General features: G+C 67.7%; 17 protein-coding genes. 14 read left to right on the top strand and 3 right to left on the bottom strand.

The annotated features are described in order from the left end of the window. Positions 1-6: 6 nt before the first annotated feature. Positions 7-717, top strand: a complete 711-nt coding sequence (locus tag H5395_RS02160; protein WP_182790898.1) for a rhomboid family intramembrane serine protease — start codon at positions 7-9, stop codon at positions 715-717. Positions 718-897: 180 nt separating this feature from the next. On the opposite strand, the gene murJ is transcribed toward H5395_RS02160, so the two are convergent. The 3 genes from murJ to H5395_RS02145 are packed head-to-tail and all read right to left on the bottom strand — an operon-like array spanning position 898 to position 6,429. Further along, complete coding sequence (gene murJ, locus H5395_RS02155; protein ID WP_182790897.1) at positions 898-2,430, bottom strand: murein biosynthesis integral membrane protein MurJ; 1,533 nt, start codon at positions 2,428-2,430, stop codon at positions 898-900. A gap of 4 nt (positions 2,431-2,434) precedes the next feature. After that, positions 2,435-5,227: a [protein-PII] uridylyltransferase gene (locus tag H5395_RS02150; protein WP_182790896.1), complete on the bottom strand. Its 2,793-nt coding sequence runs from the start codon at positions 5,225-5,227 to the stop codon at positions 2,435-2,437. Between the two features lie 2 nt (positions 5,228-5,229). Then, positions 5,230-6,429 (bottom strand): penicillin-binding protein activator, encoded by a 1,200-nt coding sequence (locus H5395_RS02145; RefSeq protein ID WP_182790895.1) that lies wholly within the window; start codon positions 6,427-6,429, stop codon positions 5,230-5,232. Positions 6,430-6,526: 97 nt separating this feature from the next. Here H5395_RS02145 and rsmI point away from each other — a divergent pair, with 97 nt between their 5' ends. From rsmI to H5395_RS02080, 13 genes are all read left to right on the top strand, one after another. After that, positions 6,527-7,483: a 16S rRNA (cytidine(1402)-2'-O)-methyltransferase gene (gene rsmI, locus H5395_RS02140; protein WP_182790894.1), complete on the top strand. Its 957-nt coding sequence runs from the start codon at positions 6,527-6,529 to the stop codon at positions 7,481-7,483. Then, positions 7,470-7,877 (top strand): YraN family protein, encoded by a 408-nt coding sequence (locus H5395_RS02135; protein ID WP_182790893.1) that lies wholly within the window; start codon positions 7,470-7,472, stop codon positions 7,875-7,877. The genes rsmI and H5395_RS02135 overlap by 14 nt, the downstream gene beginning before the upstream one ends. Positions 7,878-7,947: 70 nt before the next feature. Continuing rightward, entirely contained in the window at positions 7,948-8,904 is a 957-nt protein-coding gene (gene gshB / locus H5395_RS02130) for a glutathione synthase (RefSeq protein ID WP_182790892.1), read from the top strand. A 540-nt stretch (positions 8,905-9,444) separates the two neighbouring features. Further along, positions 9,445-10,959 carry a YifB family Mg chelatase-like AAA ATPase gene (locus H5395_RS02125; RefSeq protein WP_182790891.1) on the top strand — a complete coding sequence of 505 codons (1,515 nt, stop codon included), beginning with the start codon at positions 9,445-9,447 and terminating at the stop codon, positions 10,957-10,959. 250 nt (positions 10,960-11,209) lie between these two features. Continuing rightward, entirely contained in the window at positions 11,210-12,499 is a 1,290-nt protein-coding gene (locus H5395_RS02120) for a phosphopantothenate--cysteine ligase family flavoprotein (protein WP_182790890.1), read from the top strand. Beyond that, positions 12,496-13,545, top strand: a complete 1,050-nt coding sequence (locus tag H5395_RS02115; protein WP_182790889.1) for a cysteine desulfurase family protein — start codon at positions 12,496-12,498, stop codon at positions 13,543-13,545. The genes H5395_RS02120 and H5395_RS02115 overlap by 4 nt, the downstream gene beginning before the upstream one ends. Positions 13,546-13,548: 3 nt before the next feature. Next, positions 13,549-15,075, top strand: coding sequence for a Fe-S cluster assembly protein SufB (sufB, locus tag H5395_RS02110; protein WP_182790888.1), 1,527 nt, complete (start codon positions 13,549-13,551; stop codon positions 15,073-15,075). Then, the gene (locus H5395_RS02105) at positions 15,072-16,112 is read left to right on the top strand and encodes a glycosyltransferase family 2 protein (protein WP_182790887.1); all 1,041 of its coding nucleotides are present in this window, start codon (positions 15,072-15,074) and stop codon (positions 16,110-16,112) included. Before sufB ends, H5395_RS02105 begins: the two co-directional genes overlap by 4 nt. Before the next feature lie 30 nt (positions 16,113-16,142). Continuing rightward, the gene (gene sufC / locus H5395_RS02100; RefSeq protein ID WP_182790886.1) at positions 16,143-16,904 is read left to right on the top strand and encodes a Fe-S cluster assembly ATPase SufC; all 762 of its coding nucleotides are present in this window, start codon (positions 16,143-16,145) and stop codon (positions 16,902-16,904) included. 10 nt (positions 16,905-16,914) lie between these two features. After that, positions 16,915-18,234, top strand: coding sequence for a SufD family Fe-S cluster assembly protein (locus H5395_RS02095; protein WP_370576348.1), 1,320 nt, complete (start codon positions 16,915-16,917; stop codon positions 18,232-18,234). 1 nt (position 18,235) lies between these two features. Next, a complete protein-coding gene (locus H5395_RS02090) occupies positions 18,236-18,724 on the top strand; it encodes a hypothetical protein (RefSeq protein ID WP_182790884.1) in 489 nt (162 codons plus the stop codon). Beyond that, on the top strand, positions 18,721-19,299 hold the full coding sequence (locus H5395_RS02085; protein WP_182790883.1) for a YIP1 family protein: 579 nt from the start codon (positions 18,721-18,723) through the stop codon (positions 19,297-19,299). The genes H5395_RS02090 and H5395_RS02085 overlap by 4 nt, the downstream gene beginning before the upstream one ends. Then, on the top strand, positions 19,296-20,507 hold the full coding sequence (locus H5395_RS02080; protein ID WP_182790882.1) for a cysteine desulfurase: 1,212 nt from the start codon (positions 19,296-19,298) through the stop codon (positions 20,505-20,507). Before H5395_RS02085 ends, H5395_RS02080 begins: the two co-directional genes overlap by 4 nt. Positions 20,508-20,509 lie beyond the last annotated feature (2 nt).

The raw sequence follows: 20,509 nt of genomic DNA, 5'->3' as shown, positions 1-20,509 counted from the left end.
ACCGCGATGCGCGTCGGAATGAACGAAAGCCCGGTGAACAGCCTGCCCGCCGTGCTGTGGATGCTGGTGGCCCCCATCGCCGCCGCCGAGGCGTATTTCGGGCTTGGCCGCCTGGGCTTCCTTGCGGGCGGCGTCAACGCCGGCCAGGCCGCGCGCCAGATCATGGTCGAGCAGACCGCCTTCGCCCCCGAGTTCCTGGTCCGCGCCTTCGGCCGCTCCTCGGTCGCGGGGGCCGAGCTTTACCGGCTGCTCACCTATCCCTTCGTCCATTACTCTCTGACCCACGCGATCTTCGTCGTGGTGTTCCTGCTGGCGCTGGGCAACATGGTGGCGCGGTCGTTCCGGCCTTGGGCGGTGCTGGCGCTGTTCTTCGCCTCGGCCATCGGCGGCGCGGCGGTCTATTCGGTTGCCGCGGGGATGCTGCCGCTGTTCCGCTTCGACCCCCTGGTGGGGGGCTATGCGCCGGTCTACGGACTGCTCGGCGCCTTCACCTTCCTTTTGTGGACCCGGCTGGGTCAGGAGAACGCCAACCAGCTTCGCGCCTTCACCCTGATCGGGGTGCTGTTGCTGTTCCAGCTTGTGTTCGGCATCGCCTTTGGCGGCGCGGGCAAGAACTGGATCGCCGAGGTCTCGGGCTTCGTGATCGGCTTCGGGCTGTCCTTTGTGCTGATCCCTGGCGGCGTGGGGCGAGTGCGTCGGCGCATCCGCCAGCGGTAGATCATGTCGCGCTGCTGCGGCTGCACCGTCGCCAGCGGGGGTTTCACACCCCCGCGCCCCCGTGGGATATTTCGACGAAGAAGAACTTGCGGAGATTGTTCGCGCTGGTTCTTCTTCGTCCGGCTATCTTGGGATCGTCTTATACGACGATGGGGCAGAACCCCGGCCCGACACTGATCCTCAGCGCCGCCGCCGGACATTGGCGCGCAACTCGGCCGGGCTGATTGCGCCGGTCAGGAAGCTCAGCGCGAAATAACCCGCAGCACCCCCGAAAACGAGGATGGCGAGGTCGGGTATGTCGCCCTCGCCGTCCTGCGCCAGCCACCCTCGCACCACCCACAGCCCTGCCGCCATCAACGCCGAGGACAGGATGATCCGCGGCAGCCGGGCGCGCAGCCGCTGGTCCAGCCGCGCCGAAAGGCCCATGCCGCGCGTGCCCCACCAGAGCTGTCCGACCATGACCCAGGCGGCCACGGTCGTGCCCAGCGCGGCCGCCACGAAGCCGATCAGCGGCATCAGCCCCACCGCGACAACCGCGTTCACGATCATCGAATGAACCGCATAGCGGAAGGGTGTCCGCGTATCCTCGCGCGCGAAATATAGGGGCTGCAGGATCTTCTGCAGGACGAAGGCGGGCAGGCCCAAGGCATAGACGACCAGCGCCCGCGCGGTCATTGCCGTGTCATGGGCGTCGAAGGCGCCGCGCTCGAACAGCGTTGCCACCATGGGCACCGCGATCACGGCGATGGCGAAGGCGGCGGGCAGGGTCAGGAACATCCCGAACTCGGTCGCCCGCGACAGGGCCGACTGGCCGCCCGTCTCGTCGCCCGCCCGCAGGCGGCGGGACAGTTCCGGCAGCAGCACCACCGCCACCGCCGCCCCGACCACGCCCAGCGGCAGTTGATACAGCCGGTCGGAATAGCTGAGCCAGCCGATCGCGCCCTCGAAGAAGGACCCGACCTGCCGCCCCACCAGCAGGTTCACCTGCACGACGCCGCCCGCGAAGATCGCCGGCAGCGCGATCGACAGAAGCCGGCGCATGTCGGGGGTCAGCCTCGGCCTGCCGGGCACAAAGCGCCAGCCGGTGCGCGAAGCGTCCCACCAGACCAGCGCCAGTTGCGCCACCCCGGTGAGCGGCGTCGCCCAGGAAAGCGTCAGCCCCAGATCCCATCCCTGCCAGCGCCCCAGCAGCATGGCCAGGATGAACAGCAGGTTCAGCAGCACGGGTGCGGCGGCCGCGACCCCGAAACGGCCATGGGCGTTCAGCACGCCCGAGATCATCGAGGCCAGCGAGATCAGCAGGATATAGGGAAATGTGATCCGCCCGTATTCCACCGCAAGGCCGAAGCGTTCATCGCCCGCGAAGCCCGCCGCCATCAGCCAGACCAGCCCCGGCATCAGGATCATCGCGAGCGCCGAGAACACCGCGACCACGAAGCCCAGCCCGGCAAAGGCGTCGGCGGCGAAGCGCCGGGGGTCCTCGCCCGATTCCAGCTTCTTGGAAAACATCGGCACGAAGGCGGTGTTGAAGGCCCCTTCCGCGAAGAAGCGGCGGAACATGTTGGGCAGCGACAGGGCCACCAGAAAGGCCTCAGCCTGGGCGCCGGTGCCCAGCCAGGCGGCCATCAGGATGTCGCGCACAAAACCCGTCAGCCGGGACATGAAGGTCCAGAGGCCCACGGAGATGAACCCCCGCACCAGTCCGCCACGCATGAATTCAGGCCTCCGCTCGTTCCGCGCCTTCGCGTATCGCCTGATGCAACCTGCGTTCAAGGGCCTCTCGTTTCGCGGGCTGGGTCAGCTTCAGCCCGAAGGCGTCCTTGACGTAGAAGCTGTCCACCACCTGCGCGCCGTAGGTGGCGATCACGGCGCTGACGATCTGGATGTGGTTCGCGGCCAGCGTCCGCGTCAGGTCGTAAAGCAGCCCGGGCCGGTCGCGGGTGTCCACCTGGATGATCGTGTGGATCTCGGACCCCTCGTTGTCGAAGGTGACATGGGTCGGGAAGCGGAAGGCGCGGTCGCGCTTTTTCGGCTTGTCGCGCTCGGTCAGGGCGTCGCGGGGCACGACCTCTCCGGCCAGCGTGCGGAAGATCATGCGCTTGAGCTGGGGCAGGCGGTCGGACGCATAGGGCCGCCCTTCGGCATCCTGCACCCAGAACACGGCGGTCGCATAGCCGTCGCGCGTGGTATAGGTCCGCGCGTCCACCACGTTGGCGCCGACCAGCGCCAGCGCCCCTGCCAGACGCGAGAACAGCCCTGGATGGTCCGCCATGACAAAGGCCGCCCGCGTCGCGTCCCGCCGCAGGTCGGGGTCCAGGTCCATGCGGATCTCGTCGGCCGAGATGCCTTTCAGCAGCCGGGCGAAGACCTGCTGCGTGTCCGTGGGCAGCCCCTGCCAGTAGCTGTCGTAATGCCGCCTGACCTCGGCGCGGATGTCGGCGGGCGCCCAGCCTTGGGCGGTCAGCAGGTGGCGCAGGCTGCGGCGCGCCTCGTCCACGCGCTGCTCGCGGTTGACATCCTCAAGCCCGTTTTCCAGCACGTCCGCCGTCAGCCGGTGCAGCTTGCGCAGAAGCTCGGCCTTCCAGTTGTTCCAGGTGGTCGGCCCCACGCCCCGGATGTCGCAGACGGTCAGCACCGCCAGCAGGTCCAGCCTCTGGCGCGAGCGCACCGCTTTGGCGAAATCGCGCAGCGTGCGCGGGTCCGAGATGTCGCGCTTCTGCGCCACGTCCGACATGAGCAGGTGGTTGCGGATCAGCCATTCGACCAGTTCGATCCGCGCGGGGTCCAGCCCCAGGCGCTGGCACACCCGCCGGGCGATCTGCGCCCCGATGATCGAGTGATCCTCGGGGCGTCCCTTGCCGATGTCGTGCAGCAGGGTGGCGAGGTAGATCACCGTCCGGTCCAGCTTGCCCTCGGCCATGACGGCGCTGACGATGGGCAGGTCCTCGACCAGTTCGCCCCGCTCGATCTGCGCCAGCGCCGCCACGCATTGGATCAGGTGCTCGTCCACCGTGTAGTGGTGATAGACGTTGAACTGCATCATCGCGACGATGCGCTCGAATTCGGGAATATAGGCGCCCAGCACGCCCAGTTCGTTCATCCGGCGCAGGGCGCGTTCCGGGTTGCCGTGCTTCAGCAGCAGGTCGAGGAAGATGCGCGCGGCCTCGGGGTCGGCGCGCATGGGCTCGTCGATGCGGTAAAGGTTCTGCGCCACCAGCCGCATCGCCTCGGGGTGGATCAGGATGCCGCTGCGCAGGGCTTCCTCGAAGACGCGCAGGATGTTCAGGGGATCGGCGAAGAAGCTGTCAGGATCGGCGATGGCAAGGCGCCCGGTTTCCACCCTGAAGCCTGCGGCGACCCTTGGCTTGCGGAACCGTTCCAGAAGGGTTGCGCGATACAGGTGGCGCTGTTCCAGCCCGGTCAGGAAGACGCGGGTCAACTCGCCCACGCGGGTGGCCTGACGGAAATAATCCTGCATGAAGATCTCGACCCCCCGCCGCCCGCCCGCGTCGCGGTAGCCCATGCGGCCCGCCACTTCGACCTGCATGTCGAAGCTGAGCTTTTCGACTGCGCGGCCGGCGACCAGATGCATGTGGCAGCGGACGGCCCACAGGAAATCCTCGGCCGCCCAGAAGGTCGTGTGCTCGGCGCGGGTGAAATGGCCGGCGTCCACCAGCTCGATCGCGCGGTCCACTTGGTGGATGTATTTGGCGATCCAGTAAAGCGTCTGCAGGTCGCGCAGCCCGCCCTTGCCTTCCTTGACGTTGGGTTCCAGCACATAGCGTCGGCCGCCCTGCCGGCGGTGGCGCTCCTTCCGCTCCTCCAGCTTGGCCTCGATGAACTGGGGCACCGTGCGCTCGAAGAGTTCCGGCCACAGGCGTTCGCGCAGGGTCTGCCCCAGCAGGGCGTCGCCGCAGACCAGCCGGTGTTCCAGCAGGCTGGTGCGGATGGTCATGTCGGCCTCGGCCAGCCGGATGCATTCGTCGATGGACCGCGTGGCCTGCCCGACCTTCAGCTTGAGATCCCACAGCATGTAGAGCATCGATTCGATGACGCTTTCGATCCAGCCGGTGGGTTTCCAGGGCAGCAGGAACAGCAGGTCCACGTCGGAATGGGGCGCCATCTCGCCACGCCCATAGCCGCCGACGGCCAGCACCGCCAGCCGCTCGCCCTCGGTCGGCGCGAGGTTCGGATGCAGGCGCACGGTGGCGACATGGTGGATGGCGCGGACGGTGGCATCGGTCAGCTGCGCGATGGCGCGGACCGTCTCTCGCCCCTTGCGGGGGTGGCTGGCAAGGCCCGCGACGATGTCGGCCATCGCCTCGGCGCGGGCGGTGGACAGCAGCGCCACGGTGCGGGCACGGATCTCGCGCGGGTCGGTCAACCCCTGCAGCGCGGCGTCCAGCCCGATGATCGCGGATTCGCTGTCGAACAACGGATGCGCCCCGGGCAGGGCCGGGGCGCTCTGGATCGGCTGAACGGCGGCGCCGTCCTCTGCGGATCGGATCAAGATCAGAAACCGGCGCCGCGGAAGCTGCGGCTGGGCGGGTCGATGATGACAAGCTGCCCGTTCCGCAGGGTGGCGACCGCAAGCTGGCGCTGGTTGCCGCCGTCGGGCAGCAGGCGGAAGGCGCCCTGGATGCCGGCGAATCCGCTGCCGCGGGTCAGCCCGGCGGTGGTCACGGCATCGCGCCGCCCGGCGCGGACCTGCGCCGCGATGGCCGAAACCCCGTCATAGGCCAGCGTCGCGAATTCATGCGGCTGCTCGCCGAAGGCGGCGCGGTAGCGGGCGTTGAACTCGGCGATGCGAGGCAGGTCGGGGACCGCGAACCAGCCGTTCTGCAACTGCGGCAGGCGGGCGCGGTCGCCGGGCACGTCCCAGCGGGTCAGGCCCATCAACTGGATCGACTGCCCGCTGAGGCCCACATCCGCCAGCGCGCCGGTGATCTCGGGCAGGACGGCCACGTTGTTGCCGGTCAGAAAGATCGCCTGCGCCTGGTTGGCGGCCGCCGCCCGGGCGATGGTAGGGGCGATGCGGTCCATCTCGGCCCGCGTCGGCCCGTGGCCGGTCTTGCCGACGGTGGTCGCGCGGTTGCGGGCGATGGCGCCCTCGATGGCATTGCCGCCGATCTGGCCTGCGACATCCGTCTCGTGGACGATGAGGAAGCGGCTGAGGCCCCGGTCCACGCCATAGGACACCAGCCGGTTTGCGGTGTTGGCGAAGGTGTTGCCCAGCACGAACAGGTTGCCGCCGGCGATGTCGGCGTTGTTCGAGAATGACAGGACGTTCACCCGCCCGCGCACCGCATTGCCGACTGCATTGGCCGATTCCGCGTGCAGCGGGCCGACGATGACCTTGGCGCCTTCGCCGACCGCGCGGTTCGCTTCCTGCACCGCGCGGGCCGCGTCATCGCCGCTTTCATACACCCGCAGGTCAATGCGGGCGCCCTGCGCGTCGGCCACCGCCATCCGCGCCGCATTCGCCATCGACCGCGCCATGTAGTCGTAGTTCGGATCGCCCGAGCCGCCCGGCACCAGCAGCGCGACCTGCACCGGCTGCGACGGGTCGATGACCGGCCCCGTCTGCGGGCCGCTCGCCTGCTGCTGGGGGGGTTCGCAGGCCGCCAGCGCCAGTGCCGAGACCAGCGCCGCCAGGCGCATCAAGGGGCGGCGCCAGGACGCCGGGTCGAGCCGAAGGGGGATTGAGACCATCGTGATTCCCTCGTTCTGGGGTGCCGGTTCGGGCGGAAGGGTAGCCACAGACGGCGCGGCGTGGCAACCTGACGCCCCGACCGACGAAAGGCCGTTGATGCGCGAAGACGAACGATCCGGCCGCCACGAGGCGGCCCCCCCCGGGGCCGAGCCTGCGCGCGCACTTGCGGCCTCGGTCCTCGCCGCCCGGCTTGATCCGGGGCTTTACCTTGTCGCGACGCCCATCGGGGCTGCGCGGGACATCACCCTGCGGGCGCTCGATGTGCTGAACGCCGCCGACCTGCTGGCGGCCGAGGACACCCGCACCCTGCGCCACCTGATGTCGATTCACGGGGTTCCGCTGCGCGGGCGGCGCATCCTTGCCTATCACGACCACAATGCCGACCGCGCCCGCCCCGCGATCCTTGCGGCGATCGCCGGGGGGCAGTCGGTGGCCTATTGCTCGGACGCGGGCACGCCGCTGGTGGCCGATCCGGGGTTCCGGCTGTCGCGCGACGTGGCCGGGGCAGGCGGGCGGGTCCATGCGGTCCCCGGCGCCTCGGCCTTGCTGGCGGCGCTGACGGTGGCGGGGCTGCCGACGGACCGCTTCCTCTTCGCGGGCTTCGCGCCGTCGCAGAAGGGCGCGCGGCGGCGCTGGCTGGAACGGCAGGCAAGGCTGGACGCGACGGTGGTGATCTTCGAAAGCCCCCGGCGCGTTAAGGATATGTTGAGAGATCTGTGCGAGATCGACGGTGACCGTGATATCGCCGTCTGCAGGGAACTGACCAAGAAGTTCGAGGAAGTGCTGCGCGGCCCGGCCCGTTCCGTGATGGAGATGATCCCCGAGGAGGGGCTGCGAGGCGAGGTCGTGGTGGTCATGGCGCCGGGCGGCGAGGTGGCGGCGGATGACGAGGCGGTTCGTGCCGCGCTTGCTGACCGGCTGGGACGGATGACCATGCGGGACGCTGCCGCCGAGGTGGCGGCGGCGGCCGGTCGCCCGCGCAAGGATGTGTATCGCATGGCCTTGGCCATGCAGGAGGAACGGGACAATGACGACACTGATGCCATGGATTGATACTGCAAGGCCGCGTCGTTCCTCTCAGGGCCGTGTCGCGCGGGGGATTGCTGCCCATGCAAGCGGACATGCGGCCGAGCGGCTGGTGGCCGCGCGCTACGCCGAGCGCGGCTGCGCGATCCTGGAACACTGCTGGCGCAGCCCCGCGGGAGAGGTTGACCTGATCCTGCGGGATGGGGAAACCATTGTCTTCGTCGAGGTCAAGAAATCCGGAACCCATGACATCGCCGCCCAGCGCATCTCGCGCCGGCAGATGGACCGGATCTGCCGGGCTGCGCTGCTGTATTCCGACCGCTTGCCCGGCGGATCGCTGACCGAGATGCGCTTCGACGCGGCCCTGGTGGATGCCTCCGGCCGGGTCGAGATCGTCGAGAACGCCTTCGGCCTGAACTGACCCTGTGCTTGCATCGCCCGGACGCCCGCGCCAGAACCGGGCGAGTTCAACCCCAGCCCCGGAGCCGACGATGCCCCTCAAGGTCGCCCTGCAGATGGACCCGATCGAGAATGTCTCGATTTCGGCCGACTCGACGTTCCGGATCGGGCTGGAAGCCGAAGCGCGGGGCCACAGCCTGTTCCAGTACACGCCCGACGCGCTGATCTTCGACGAAGGGCGGCTGTCCGCGCGCGGCCGCGACGTGACCCTGCGGCGGGAACAGGGCAACCACGTCACCTTCGGCGAATGGCGCACGGCCGACCTGACCGAGTTCGACGTCGTCTGGCTGCGCCAGGACCCGCCCTTCGACATGGGCTATGTCACCACCACGCATCTGCTGGACCGCATCCACCCTGACGTGCTGGTGGTGAACGATCCCTTCTGGGTCAGGAACTCGCCGGAAAAGCTGTTCGTGCTGGATTTCCCCGACCTGACGCCCCCCACCATGATCGCCCGCGACGTTGAGGCGATCCGCGCCTTCCGCCAGCGCCATGACGAGATCATCATCAAGCCGCTTTACGGCAACGGCGGGGCGGGGGTCTTCCACCTGCCGCAGGCCGACGCGAACCTGTCAGCGCTGCTCGAACTTTTCGGCGGCCTCAGCCGCGAGCCGGTGATCGTGCAGAAATACCTGCCCGCCGTGGTCAAGGGCGACAAGCGCGTGATCCTCGTGGACGGGGAACCGGTCGGCGCGATCAACCGCATCCCGGCCGAGGGCGAGGCGCGGTCCAACATGCATGTCGGCGGCCGCCCCGAGAAGGTGGGCCTGACACAGCGCGAACGCGAGATCTGCGCCGCCATCGGCCCGGTCCTGCGCGAGAAGGGGCTGATCTTCGTCGGCATCGACGTGATCGACGGCTGGCTGACCGAGATCAACGTGACCTCGCCCACCGGCATCCAGGAGCTTGAGCGTTTCGATGGCATCAACGCCGCCGCCCTGATCTGGGAGGCGATCGAGCGCCGCCGCGCCTCTGCGCGGCAAGCCTGACGACTCGCCGGACGAGGATGCGGGGTGGTGCAGACCCAGCCGCGCCGTGATAGGCACTGCGTCCGGGCCGGCTGACCGGGATCAGCGCGACGACAGCCGCCAGCATCGGGGGATCCCGGCGCTCCGGCGATGACGCCGCCTGATCTGAAAGGTAACAAAGGTCGCGGCGCCATTGCTCCGCACTGTTCAAGCGGATGGTTGCCGCCACCGGCCCGACACCGCGCCTTGACGCCTTTCTGCCCGCCCGGCCGCGTTATCGTGGTGGGCACAAGGTCAGCGCGTGGATGGCAGAACCCATGGAGGCCAACGTGAGCTTCGTGCGAAGGGCGGGTCATCACCCGCCACATCCGTGTCCGTCCCCACGCGACATCGGAATTGCCGCGGCGGCATCTCTGCTTTCCGGCCCAGCGGGCAGATCGTGACCGGGCCGACGCTGACGAGCCTCGATGATTTTCAGGGGATTCTTGCCGATCAACGCCGGCCTTTAACGATTTTGAAAGGCTTTGTCCCTAAGCCGGTTCCGAACCGGACGGAGGGAAAATGGTCGCGATCGCCTATACCGTCGCTTTCGACGGGATCGAGGCGCGACTGGTCGAGGTGCAGGCGGCGGTCTCGCCCGGCCTGCCCTCCTTCACCATCGTGGGCCTGCCCGACAAGGCGGTCAGCGAGGCGCGGGAACGTATCCGCGCAGCCTTCGGCGCCATGTCGGTGGCGATGCCGAACAAGCGGGTGACGGTGAACCTGTCGCCTGCCGACCTGCCCAAGGAAGGCTCGCATTTCGACCTGCCCATCGCGCTTGCGGTGCTGGCGGTGCTGGAGGTGCTGCCGGCGGATGAGCTTGAGGGCGTTGTCTCTCTGGGGGAACTTGCGCTGGACGGGCGGCTGGTTTCGGTCGCGGGCGCCTTGCCGGCCGCGATGGCTGCCGCCGAAGAGCAGCGGGTGCTGATCTGCCCGCCCGCCTGCGGACCCGAGGCGGCATGGGTCGGCGCGGTGCCGGTGATCGCGCCCAAGGGGCTGCGGCAGGTCGTCGATCACCTGACCGGCCGCGCGCCGGTGGCGCCCTCCGAGCCGGGGCGGGTGGTGCGCACGCCCCGGCTGGCCGACATGGCCGACGTCAAGGGACAGGAACGCGCCAAGCGGGCGCTGGAGATCGCCGCTGCCGGAAGGCACCATCTGCTGATGGTCGGCCCGCCGGGGTCGGGCAAGTCGATGCTCGCTGCCCGGCTGCCGGGATTGATGCCGGAACTGACGCCGGTCGAGGCGCTGGAAACCTCGATGATCCAGTCGCTGGCGGGGATGCTGACCGAAGGCGGGATTTCGCGCGAGGCGCCGTTCCGTGATCCGCATCACACCGCCTCGATGGCCGCCATCGTCGGCGGCGGGCGGGGGGCAAAGCCCGGAGAGATCAGCCTTGCCCATAACGGCGTGCTGTTCATGGACGAACTGCCCGAATTTCCCCGGCAGGTGCTGGAAACCCTGCGCCAGCCGCTGGAAACGGGCGAGGTCGTGGTGGCGCGGGCCAATGCCCATGTGCGCTATCCCTGTCGCTTCCTGCTGATCGCGGCGGCGAACCCCTGCCGCTGCGGGCATCTGGCGGATGCGGCGCGGGCCTGCGCGCGGGCGCCGCAATGCGGGGCGGATTACATGGGCAAACTCTCGGGGCCGCTGATGGACCGCTTCGATCTGCGGATCGAGGTGCCCGCGGTGGCCGTCAGCGATCTTGAAGGGCAGCCCGGAGGCGAGACCTCGGCCACGGTCGCGGCGCGGATCGAAGCGGCGCGCGAGCGGCAGGCGCATCGCTTTGCCCGGCATCCCGGAATGCGGGTGAACGCGGATGCCTCGGGCCCGGTGCTGGAGGAGATCGCCGCGCCCGACGGCGAGGGGCGCAGCCTGCTGCATCGTGCAGCCGAGCGGCTGGGCCTGAGCGCCCGCGGCTATCACCGCGTGTTGCGGACGGCCCGCACCATCGCGGATCTCGACCATTCCGGGGATGTGCGCGCGCCGCACATAGCCGAGGCGATCGGGTATCGGCTGCCGTTTGCGGCAGGGGTGTGAGGAAAGATCCCGCCAAGGGTCGGATGGGCATGGTTCCGGGTCGCAGGACCCATCAGGTGCCGGCTTTGCGGCTGTGCCGTAACCGGCGGGATCACGCGAGCGTCGCTGCCGCATAGGTATTTGAACCAGAAAGAAGCTGCCGGAGGCTGCTTTCTGGAAGGTCGTATGTTGCGGGCTTCCTTGCCCCGTGGGGCCCGGTCTTCTAAGTCTCGTCGCAACTGCCAGCCAAGTCAGGGACGAGGAACAAGGGATGCAGGGAAAGCGCGTTCTGCTGATCGTGGGGGGCGGCATCGCCGCCTTCAAGATCCCCGAGCTTGTGCGGCTGCTGAAAGGCGCAGGCATGGGCGTCGCCACGGTTCTGACTGAAGGAGGCGCGCAGTTCGTGACGCCCCTGACGCTGTCGGCCTTGTCGAACGAGGTCTGCCACACCGCCCTATGGGACCTGACCCGCGAGGCCGAGATGGGGCATATCCAGTTGTCGCGATCCGCCGATCTGGTGGTGGTGGCGCCGGCGACCGCCGACCTGATGGCGAAGATGGCGGGGGGGCACGCGGACGACCTTGCCTCGACCCTGCTGATGGCGACCGACAAGCGGGTGCTGATCGCGCCCGCCATGAACGTGCGGATGTGGGAGCATCCGGCGACGCAGCGCAACCGCGTGGCGCTGGACGGCGACGGGGTGCTGTTCGTCGGTCCCGACGAGGGCGACATGGCCTGCGGCGAATGGGGCGAGGGCCGGATGGCCGAGCCGGAGGCGATTTTCGATGCGATCCGCAATGCGCTGGAGGATGCGGATGCCGAGCGGCCGCTGCGGCTGACGGGGGTGCTGCGGCTTCCGCCCGAGGCGGTCGTGGTGCCGGGTCTGACGGCGGGGCCGCTGACGGGGCGGCATGTCGTCGTCACCTCGGGGCCGACGCATGAGCCGATCGACCCGGTGCGCTATATCGCGAACCGATCCTCGGGGGCACAGGGCACAGCCGTTGCGGCGGGTTTGCGCGATCTGGGCGCGCGCGTGACCTTTGTGACGGGACCGGCGAGCGTGCCGCCGCCTGCGGGGGTGCAGGTGGTGCGGGTGGAAACCGCGGCAGAGATGCGCGCCGCGGTCGAGGCGGCTCTGCCCGCCGATGCGGCGGTGATGGCGGCGGCGGTGGCCGACTGGCGGGTGACCAGCCCCTCGGACCGCAAGATCAAGAAGGACGGCTCGGGCCGTCCGCCGGCGCTTGAGATGGCCGAGAACCCCGATATCCTCGCCTGGATCAGCCGGGCCCAGGCGCGTCCGCGGCTGGTCGTGGGTTTCGCGGCGGAAACGGATGACGTGGTCGCGAATGCCACCGCCAAGCGCCGCCGCAAGGGCTGCGACTGGATCGTGGCGAATGACGTGAGCCCCGCGACCGGGGTGATGGGCGGGACCGAGAACAGCGTGATCCTCGTCACCGAGACGAACACCGAGCATTGGCCGCAACTGCCCAAGGAGGAGGTCGGCCGCCGTCTGGCCGCCCGCATCGCCGACCGGCTGGGCAGCGGCGCGGGCAGCGAATGAGCCGCGTTTATCTGGACTGGAACGCCACCGCGCCGCTGCGGCCCGACGCGCGGGCGGCAATGGCCGGGGCCTTCGACATCATCGGCAACCCGTCGAGCGTCCATGCCGAGGGGCGGGCCGCCAAGATGCTGCTGGAACGGTCGCGCGAGGAACTGGCCGAGACGCTGGGCGCGTCCCGCGCCGATATCGTCTTCACCTCGGGCTCGACCGAGGCCGCCGCGCTGGCGCTGGAAGGGCAGGGGCTTGCCTGCGCAGGCGTCGAGCATGACTGTGTGCGGGCATGGGGCGAGGAGGAGCTGGCGGTTGACGCAAGTGGCCGCGTGACCGTGCACGATCCGGCCCGCACGACGCTGCAGTTAGCCAACAGTGAGACGGGGGTGATCCAGGACCTGCCGCAGGGGCTCGCGGTCAGCGACCTGACGCAGGGCTTTGGGAAGATCCCGATGGCCTTCGACTGGCTGGGGGTGCGGGCGGGTTTCGTCACCGCCCACAAGCTGGGCGGTCCGCGCGGTATCGGCGCGCTGATCCTTGCCGAGGGAGAGGATCGGCCCGCGCGTCTGCGCGGTGGCGGGCAGGAAAGCGGACGCCGGGCAGGCACGGAAAACCTTGCCGCCATCGCCGGTTTTGCTGCCGCCGCGAAGGCCGCACAGCGTGATCTTGCCGCCGGAATCCCCGAAAGACTTGCCGGGATGCGAGAACATCTGCGCGGGAGGTTGGAAGATGCCGAGGGAAACACTATGTTTCCGGGGCGCGTATCCCGATGCCTGCCGCAGACGCTGTCCATCCTCACGCCGGGGTGGAAGGGCGAGACGCAGGTGATGCAGATGGACCTGGCCGGCTTTGCCGTCTCTGCCGGGTCGGCCTGCAGTTCCGGCAAGGTCCGGTCCAGCGGGGTGCTGCGCGCGATGGGCGTGGCCGAGGCGGATGCCGGCTGCGCGTTGCGCGTCTCGTTCGGGGGAACGACGACGGTTGAGGAATTGGACCGCTTTGCCGAAGCGTGGCTTGCCGCCCGCGACCGATGGCGAAGCAAGCAGGGAAGAAGGTAACCGATGGCCGCTCTGGACATGCCCGAGATCGAAGTCCGCGAAGGCGTCGACCGTGAGACGGTCGAGACCGTCGCCAACATGGGGTCCTACAAATACGGGTGGGAAACCGAGATCGAGATGGAATACGCCCCCAAGGGCGTCAACGAGGACATCGTCCGGCTGATCAGCCAGAAGAACGACGAGCCCGAGTGGATGACCGAGTGGCGTCTGGCCGCCTTCCGCCGCTGGCAGGGCATGGCCGAGCCGCGCTGGGCGATGCTGAACTATCCCGAGATCGACTATCAGGACCAGTATTACTACGCCCGCCCGAAAAGCATGGCGGTCAAGCCCAAGTCGCTGGACGATGTCGATCCGGCGCTGCTGGCCACCTATGAGAAGCTGGGCATCCCGCTGAGGGAACAGGCGATTCTGGCCGGGGTCGAGGGCGCCGACGCCACGCCTGCCGACGCGCGCCGGGTCGCGGTGGATGCCGTGTTCGATTCGGTCAGCGTGGGGACCACCTTCAAGGACGAGCTGGCGAAGGCCGGGGTGATCTTCTGCTCGATCTCGGAAGCGATCCGCGAGCATCCCGAACTGGTGAAGAAATACCTCGGCTCGGTCGTGCCGCCGTCGGACAACTATTTCGCCACGCTGAACTCGGCCGTCTTCTCGGACGGGTCCTTCGTCTATATCCCGCCGGGCGTCCGCTGCCCGATGGAACTGTCCACCTATTTCCGCATCAACGCGGAAAACACCGGTCAGTTCGAGCGCACGCTGATCATCGCCGACAAGGGCAGCCATGTCAGCTACCTTGAAGGCTGCACCGCGCCCAAGCGCGACGTGGCCCAGCTTCACGCGGCGGTGGTGGAAATCGTCGTGCTGGAGGATGCCGAGGTGAAATACTCGACCGTCCAGAACTGGTATCCGGGCGACGAGGAAGGAAAGGGCGGCATCTACAACTTCGTCACCAAGCGCGCCGACTGCCGAGAGGCCCGCGCCAAGGTGATGTGGACGCAGGTGGAAACCGGAAGCGCGATCACCTGGAAATATCCCTCGTGCATCCTGCGCGGCGATGAATCGCAGGGCGAGTTCTACTCGATCGCCATCACCAACAACGCCCAGCAGGCCGACACAGGGACCAAGATGATCCATCTTGGCAAGAACACCCGCTCGCGGATCGTGTCCAAGGGGATCTCCGCCGGTCAGGCCCAGAATACCTATCGGGGTCTGGTGACGATGCACCCGCGCGCCACCAACAGCCGCAACTATACCCAGTGCGACAGCCTGCTGATCGGCGACCAGTGCGGGGCGCATACCGTGCCCTATATCGAGGTCAAGAACAGCTCCTCGCGCGTGGAACACGAGGCCACCACCTCCAAGGTGGACGAGGACCAGTTGTTCTACTGCCGCGCCCGCGGCATGGACGAGGAAGAAGCGGTAGCCCTGGTCGTCAACGGCTTCTGCCGCGACGTGCTGCAGGCCCTGCCGATGGAATTCGCGATGGAGGCGCAGAGCCTGGTCGCGATCTCGCTGGAAGGTTCGGTGGGGTGACGCAGGAAGTCGATGCGGATGATAAGCTGCACGCTACGCTGTTCACGGCCGTAAAGAATGAGGCACCGTTCCTTCTGGAATGGATTGCCTACCACAAGGTCATCGGCTTTGACAGGATTGCTATAGTCTCCAATCCTTCGAACGACATGACGAATGAGCTGTTGGACTGCCTCGCTGCTGCCGGCGAGATCATTCACACCGTGACTGCGGTTTCGGATGGCGTAGCTCCGCAGGCTGCCGCTGCCGAAATCGCAAATGCGGAAAATTATATCCGCTCCGGAGATTGGGCAATCTGGCTGGATGCGGACGAGTTCCTGAACATCCATATCGGCGACGGCACCGTCGCTGATCTGGTCAATCATCTCGGCCCACGCCAAGCGATCATCATTCCGTGGCGCATTTTTGGGGATGGAGGAAATGAAACTTTTCCCGGACGTTTCATTTCTGAAAGCTTCATGCTGGCGGCAAGCCAAGACTCGGAAGTCAATCTGAAGGTCAAGACATTCTTCAGAATGAGTGATGCTGTCGTTGGTTTGTCAGGTCACTCTGTCCATCGGCCGCTTCTGGCAGGATCTCTGCCTATCCAGAGTTTCGCCGGATGCGATGGACAGAGCCTGCCGGTGCATAACAGGGTTCACCGAAAGTGGGTCGAAGGTCTGGATCGATCACGGGCATCCAGAATTCCGGCAAATGAACTGAGCTATGAAGTTGCACAGATCAACCATTATTGCGTCAGAACCCCGGAATACTTCGCTATGAAGCGTATCAGAGGTCGCGGATGGGCGGCGTCGCAGACTGGGGAGGCCAACAAGCGGCACAATGCCGAGTTCTACCAGCAGATGAACCGGAATGACTGCGAGGATCAAAGCATCCTCAAGCACGAGGCTGCTGTCTCGGCGGAAATCGAGCGTCTCATGGCGATTTTCGGGGTCAGCGATGCACAGAACCAGGCTTTGCAGAGCGCCATTACTCAACTCCGTCAAGCAACTGCCAGTCACACCTTGCCAGAAGCTGTCAGCAGTGCCGTCCAGCTCTAGTCTGGCCCAACAAGAATAAAGGAGATGAACATGCTGGAAATCGAAAACCTTCACGTGCAGCTTGAGGAAGAGGGCAAGCCGATCCTCAAGGGCGTCACGCTGACCGTGCCTGCGGGCGAGGTTCATGCGATCATGGGCCCCAACGGCTCGGGCAAGTCCACGACCTCCTATGTGCTTGCGGGCCGCGAAGGCTATGAGGTCACGGGTGGCACTGCCACGCTGGACGGCAAGGACCTGCTGGAGATGGAGCCGGAAGAACGCGCCGCTGCCGGCCTGTTCCTGGCCTTCCAGTATCCGGTGGAAATCCCCGGCGTCGGCAACATGACCTTTCTGCGGACGGCGGTGAACGCCCAGCGCAAGGCGCGCGGCGAGGAGGAGCTGTCGGCGGGCGAGTTCCTCAAGCTGGTGCGCGAGAAAGCCAAGGCGCTGGACATCGACGCCGAGATGCTGAAGCGCCCGGTCAACGTGGGTTTTTCGGGTGGCGAGAAGAAGCGCAACGAGATCCTGCAGATGGCCATGCTGGAACCCCGCATGTGTATCCTGGACGAGACGGACTCGGGTCTCGACGTGGACGCGATGCGGCTGGTGGCGGATGGCGTGAACGCGCTGCGCTCGCCCGAGCGCAGCTTCCTTGTCATCACCCACTACCAGCGGCTCCTGGACCATATCGTGCCGGACGTGGTGCATATCATGAATGACGGGCGGATCGTGAAGTCGGGCGGCCCCGAACTGGCGCTGGAAGTGGAACGCAACGGCTACGGGGACATCCTCGCCGAGGTGGCGGATGCCTGAGGCCGCGACCATGACCATCCAGACCCCCGTGATCGAGGGCGCGCCGCGTTCCGCGCCCGCCGACGTTCAACTCGCCGCCCGGCTTGACGCCGCGCCTGCGCCGATGACCGGCACCACTGCCGCTGCCCGCGCCGATGCCTTGGCGCGACTGAAGGCGCAGGGCCTGCCCGGCCCGCGCCATGAATACTGGCGCTATACCGACCCCGCGCTCTTCAACGCTGCCCTCCCCGAGCCTCTGCCGGCCGAGGCCATCGGCGGCGAGCCGACGCTGTTCGCCGATGTGGACAAGCTGCGGCTGGTCTTCACCGATGGCCGCTTCGACGCCGCCGCCTCGGACGACCTGAAGCTGTCGGGAATCGAGATCGCCACGCTGGCCCAGGCCGACGCGCAGCCCGGCCACTGGGTTGGCGAGGCTTACGGCAAGCTGGAAGCGCAGGGGCAAAAGCCCGTCGCGCGTGCCTTCGCCGCGCTGAACACGGCTGTGGCTACTGATGGTGTGGTGATCCGCGTCACCGGACAGGCTGCGCGGCCGGTGCAGGTCCTTTACCGCGTTTCGGACCCGGCGGCGGATGTGATCGTGCATCACATCCTGCGGGTGGAGGAAGGCGCGGACCTGACGCTGCTGGAAAATGGCCTTGTCGGCGCGCGCGGCAACGTGGTGATCGAGGCTGACCTCGCCCCTGGCGCGAAGCTGCACCACATCTCGGCCCACCGCGCCGGGATCGCCCGCGTCTTCAACAGCCACCTGTTCTCGCGCGTGGCCGAGGGCGCCTCGCTGAAAAGCTTCGAGCTGTCGGTCGACGGCCGCCACATGCGGTCGGAATCGGTGATCGAGCTTGCGGGCGACGATGCCGTGGCCCATGTCGCCGCCGCCGTGCTGGGCGATGGTGACAACCTGCGCCATGACGACACCGTGTTCATCACCCACGGGGGTCTGCGCGGCGAAAGCCGGCAGGTCTTCAAGAAGGTGCTGAAGAACGGCGCGACCGGCGTCTTCCAAGGCAAGATCCTCGTGAAGCCGGGGGCGCAGAAGACCGATGGCTACCAGATCAGCCAGGCCCTGCTGCTGGATGAAACCAGCCAGTTCCTCGCCAAGCCCGAACTGGAAATCTACGCAGACGACGTGAAGTGCTCGCACGGCTCGACCACCGGGGCGCTTGACGAAACCGCGCTGTTCTACCTGCGCTCGCGCGGGATTCCGCAGGAACGGGCGGTGGTGCTGCTGGTCCTCAGCTTCCTTGCCGACGCGCTGGAAGAGGTCGAGAACGACGAGCTGCGCGCCGAGATCTCCGGCAGGCTCGAAGACTGGCTGACCGCGAAGGCGCGCTGAGGTGGCGCTGGTCCCGCGCATCCTGCAGACTTGGCGCAGGCCCGGCGCGGCGGTGCGCGGGATGGCCGGCATTTCCGAAGCGGGCCTGCTGGCGCTGCTGCTGGGCACGATGGCGGTCTATTTCGTCGCGCAATGGCCGGCGCACGCGCGGGCGGCGGCGCTGGACCCATCGGTGCCGCTGCAGGCGCGGCTGGGCGGTGCGTTGCTGGCGACGCTGTTCCTGATGCCGCTGGTCGTCATGACGGCGGCGCTGGTGGTGCAGCTTCTCCTCCGCGCCTTCGGCACGCGGATCGAGGGCTTCGAATCCCGCCTTGCGCTGGTCTGGGCGCTGGCCGCGGCCTCGCCCGTCATGCTGCTGCAAGGGTTGACGCAGGGGTTCGTGGGGCCGGGGCCCGCCCTGACGGTGGTGAACCTGCTGGCGGGCGCGGCGTTTCTGGTGTTCTGGATCGCCGGGCTTCGCGCCCTGTCCCGCAAAAGGCACCCTGCATGATAGAACTGATGAGGCTGACCGTCCGCGACCCGCAGACGGGATTCCGGATGCTGCAAGCCAGGCCCTGGGGGCCGGGCGACCGCTGGGCGCTGGTCTTCGCGACCGCCGCGGCCTCGGCCGTGCTGTCCTGGATGGGCGCGGCCCTGATGTCGGGACCCGAGGGCGGGGCGGGGGTGCTGGGGATGCTCACGGCCTCGCCGATCTCGATGGCCTCGGTGCAGGTCGTCTCGGCCGCCTTCGGCGCCTATCTGCTGGCCGAGGTCGGCCGCATCTTCGGCGGCACCGGCAAGTTCGCCGACGCGCTGCTGGCCGTCGGCTGGATCGAGGCGATCATGGTCGCCCTGCAGACCATCCAGCTTGCCGTCACCCTGATCCTGCCGCCGCTGGGCGCGCTGGTCGGCATTGCGACGCTGCTGCTGGCCGCCTATCTGATGGTGGCCCTGACGATGGCGGTGCACGGCTTCCGCAATGCGCTGATGGTGGTGATGGGCATTCTTGGCACGATCATGCTGACCAGCTTTCTTCTGTCCATCCTCGCCGCCACCCTCGGGGTCCTGCCGGGAGCGCCCACATGAGCTTTGACATCACCCGCGTCCGCGCCGATTTCCCGATCCTGTCGCGGCAGGTGAACGGGCGGCCTCTGGTCTACCTGGACAGCGGCGCCAGCGCGCAGAAGCCGCAGGTGGTGATCGACGCGATCTCGGCGGCCTATGCGGGCGAATACGCCAACGTCCACCGTGGCCTGCATTTCCTGTCGAACCTCGCGACTGACAACTATGAACGGGTGCGCGGGATCATCGCCCGCTTCCTGAACGCGCGGGATGAAAGCGAGGTCGTCTTCACCAGCGGCTCGACCGAGGGGATCAACCTCGTCAGCTACGGCTGGGCCGCGCCGCGCCTGCAGCCCGGCGACGAGATCCTGCTGTCGGTGCTGGAACACCACGCCAATATCGTCCCCTGGCATTTCCTGCGCGAACGCCAGGGCGTCGTCCTGCGCTGGGTCGAACCCGAGCCCGACGGCAGCCTTCCGCCCGAAAAGGTGCTGGCGGCGGTGGGACCGAAGACGCGGCTGATCGCCGTCACCCATATGTCCAACGTGACCGGCACGGTGGTGGACGTGGGCGCCATCGCGCGGGGGACGGACGTGCCGGTGCTGGTCGATGGCAGTCAGGCGGCGGTGCATATGCCGGTGGACGTGGATGCGCTCGGCTGCGATTTCTACTGCATCACCGGGCACAAGCTTTACGGCCCCTCGGGTTCCGGCGCGATCTGGATACGGGCCGAGCGGCAGGCCGAGATGCGCCCCTTCTTCGGCGGTGGCGACATGATCCGCGAGGTGTCGCGCGATGCGGTCAGCTACGCCGACCCGCCGTTGCGCTTCGAGGCCGGCACCCCCGGCATCGTCAACCAGATCGGCCTTGGCGCGGCGTTGGAATACTTGATGGGCCTGGGGATGGACAACATCTCCGCGCATGAGGCAGGTTTGCGCGACTATGCGGTGGAACGTCTGGGCGGGCTGAACTGGCTGCAGATTCAGGGAACAGCGCCGGGCAAGGGCGCGATCTTTTCCATGACCATGGAAGGGGCGCATGCCCATGACATCGCCACGATCCTCGACCAGCGCGGCATCGCGGTGCGGGCGGGGACGCATTGCGCCATGCCGCTGATGCAGCACTACGGCCTTGCCGCCTCGGCGCGCGCCAGCTTTGCCATGTACAACACCCGCGAGGACGTGGACGCCCTCGTTTCGGGGCTGGAATTCTGCCGCGAGCTGTTCGCCTGACA

The sequence above is a fragment of the Paracoccus sp. MC1854 genome (assembly GCF_014164635.1).
GTDB lineage: Bacteria > Pseudomonadota > Alphaproteobacteria > Rhodobacterales > Rhodobacteraceae > Paracoccus.
The sequence above is the reverse complement of the archived record's forward strand: the minus strand, read 5'-3'. Positions and strand labels throughout refer to the sequence as shown.